Here is a 2,514-nt window from a genome sequence, read left to right on the forward strand (position 1 = left end):
TGATTTATATGAAAAAATTACAGGCTATTATTGATAGCAACGATGTCAAAAATATAAAGCCACCAATGTCGCCATAATATTATGGGTATGGGCATTGTTTTATAATATCAATTTAATAAAAACCGTTCTTGTGAACGGTTTTTTTTATTAAGGATAAATAGATGAATAATTATTTAATTAATAATAATGAACCAAAGATTTTACCGGCGAATGAAACTCAATGTAAATCGCAAAAAAATAATATTATTGAACAAAATGATCGTGAAATATTTGAGTTGCCTAGCGGATGTTTGAGTGGAACAATACTGCGTTTATCTTGCAAGGGACCAACAGAGCAAAAATTTTATAGTTTTTCTATAAAAAACCGTATGCTTGAAAATGATACAATCGCAACTGTTAGGTTTAGTCCAACAAGCGATAGTAATGTTACGGCGGATAGATATTCGCTTCAGGAACAAACTTTTACAGTTCGTTTCAATGGAGGGGAACTTAATAAAGATGTCCCCTTGAAATGTGAAGTCAAGACAGAAAAAGAGGAGATTTTAGATTTTGTCTGTATTCTTCCAATTCGTGCGGAGGGTGTGCTGTATGAGAATAATGATGGTCTTGTCGTCATTATGGGGGCTACAGGTCCAAAAGGGGAAAAAGGTGATAATAATTTAAACGATGAAACAACAGATTTACATGTTAAATCAATCAATTCCTCAGCTCTCGTTCCAACAAAAGCCGCCCCTTCAGCCTCACTTTTTTCAATAGTAAATAAGGTATATGAAACACGTTCATTTAATCTGCCAAACAGACCAATTGAAATTACAATGCATAGAGGCGGGAAAGCAAGAATTATAGAAAATACAGTATATAATGCTGTAAATTCTTATCGTGCCCATCAAGAGATATCTTTTGAATTTGATATTCAGTCAACCGCTACGGATGGAAAGTTCATTATATGGCATGATAATAAAACAAATAGACTGCTTGATTATAGTTTAGAATTACGAACATCAACCTATGAAGATCTAAAATCTTTACGTTTTTCTGACTTTAAAAATACACCTTATTATGATGTTGTCAAATTAAGTTCACTGGATGAATGGTGTCAGTTTATAGCAAAAGTCAATCGTCCATTTTATCCTGAAATCAAGAGATTTGAAACCATAGATCAAGTTACGCAAATTGTAAAAACTATTCAATCTTATGGGTTAAGTCATCTGGCGACTTTTCAAAATGGTGTTTATTCAGTATTGGAACATGTTCGTTCTTTGGATTCAAAATGTCGTGTAGGGTATTTACAATTTGGAGAAGACAACAATATCGATTCAGCTATTAAAAAAATGCAAACCTTGGGAAACGGGGTTTTGTTATGGCAAATTGACACTGTTTCGCAAGATCCCTCAATTGTACAAAAATGCATTGATGCCGATGTTGGATTGAGTGTTTGGACTGCTGAAAATGATAGAAATTTTTTGAAAGCACTTAAAACGGGGACGACTTCAGTAATGTGTAACAATTATCCTGTCCAAGCGTTTTAATTAAGGGGTTGAAAATGAAAGATATTCTAATAGCGGGTCGTGAACTGTCACAATTTCCAATAAAAATAAATGGAACATCAACAATTGACAAGAATAGTGATGGGACATGGACATTTAAATCAACAGATACGAACAGTAATGCTTATGGATATTATAATGTTCCTGCGATATTTGGTGAAACAATTAGTATTACAGTGACGGCAGTATCCTTTGAAGAAGCTGAAAACAATCAAAAATACTCTTCGATTGCTGTACGTTGGATATCAGCTAATGGAGTATGGAAACAGTCATCAGAAAATTATGTAAATTCAACAATGGTTGGAGTATATACGGCTGAGTTGACCATCAATGAACCTGTTGATCCAGGTGATATCATTCAAGTTTCATTTGGTCATTTCCGTCCGTCCATGGCATCTGGAAAATTTTTTGATGCACAAGTTAATATATCAAATAGTATGTATCCAGTTGTAAGAAAAATGTTTGCCTCGACATTAACAATCGAAGCGAGTAAAGCCGGTGAATTTCCCTATTTTTCTTATAAAACCCAATTCCAACAGTTAAATTTGAATATGATAAAGTGGGATGATAACAGCACCTTAATATTGCAGGATGATCAGCTGAAAGTGGCAAATGCAGAAAATAATCTTTGGTACGTTAATCCGAAAATATTGATGTCCTTACCAGAACTTAGTGATTATTCTACAGTTAATGTTTTTCATGGAATGTATGATTGGACTGGTGGAAGTTTCAAGTTGACTTTTGCAGATACAAAAACTGGAAAATTAATTGATTTTAAAACTGATGCTACAAAAAAATTGGTAATACAATATGAAATAAATATATGATGGAATACTTGATTATTAATTAAAATGGATAAAGGATGCATTGGAGATTATTTATAGGAATAATATATAATGCATCTTGTTAAAGAAATTTTTTTATATTTTCATAAATATTGAATTTTACTGCATTATAATTGTAGTGC

The 2,514-nt window shown here is 32.6% G+C and carries 2 protein-coding genes; both read left to right on the top strand.

Translation table 11 applies throughout. The features are described from left to right. Positions 1-161: 161 nt before the first annotated feature. Positions 162-1,529 carry a glycerophosphodiester phosphodiesterase gene (locus U0839_RS08665; RefSeq protein ID WP_413550491.1) on the top strand — a complete coding sequence of 456 codons (1,368 nt, stop codon included), beginning with the start codon at positions 162-164 and terminating at the stop codon, positions 1,527-1,529. 14 nt (positions 1,530-1,543) lie between these two features. Beyond that, on the top strand, positions 1,544-2,374 hold the full coding sequence (locus tag U0839_RS08670) for a hypothetical protein (protein WP_413550492.1): 831 nt from the start codon (positions 1,544-1,546) through the stop codon (positions 2,372-2,374). The last annotated feature ends 140 nt before the right edge of the window (positions 2,375-2,514 follow it).

Origin of the sequence: Commensalibacter sp. A3DC (assembly GCF_047307945.1) — a bacterium.
GTDB lineage: Bacteria > Pseudomonadota > Alphaproteobacteria > Acetobacterales > Acetobacteraceae > Commensalibacter > Commensalibacter melissae.

Coding starts and splice junctions, on each gene's coding strand:
- U0839_RS08665 (WP_413550491.1), top strand. CDS start 162: ATGAATAATTATTTAATTAATAATAATGAACCAAAGATTTTACCGGCG.
- U0839_RS08670 (WP_413550492.1), top strand. CDS start 1,544: ATGAAAGATATTCTAATAGCGGGTCGTGAACTGTCACAATTTCCAATA.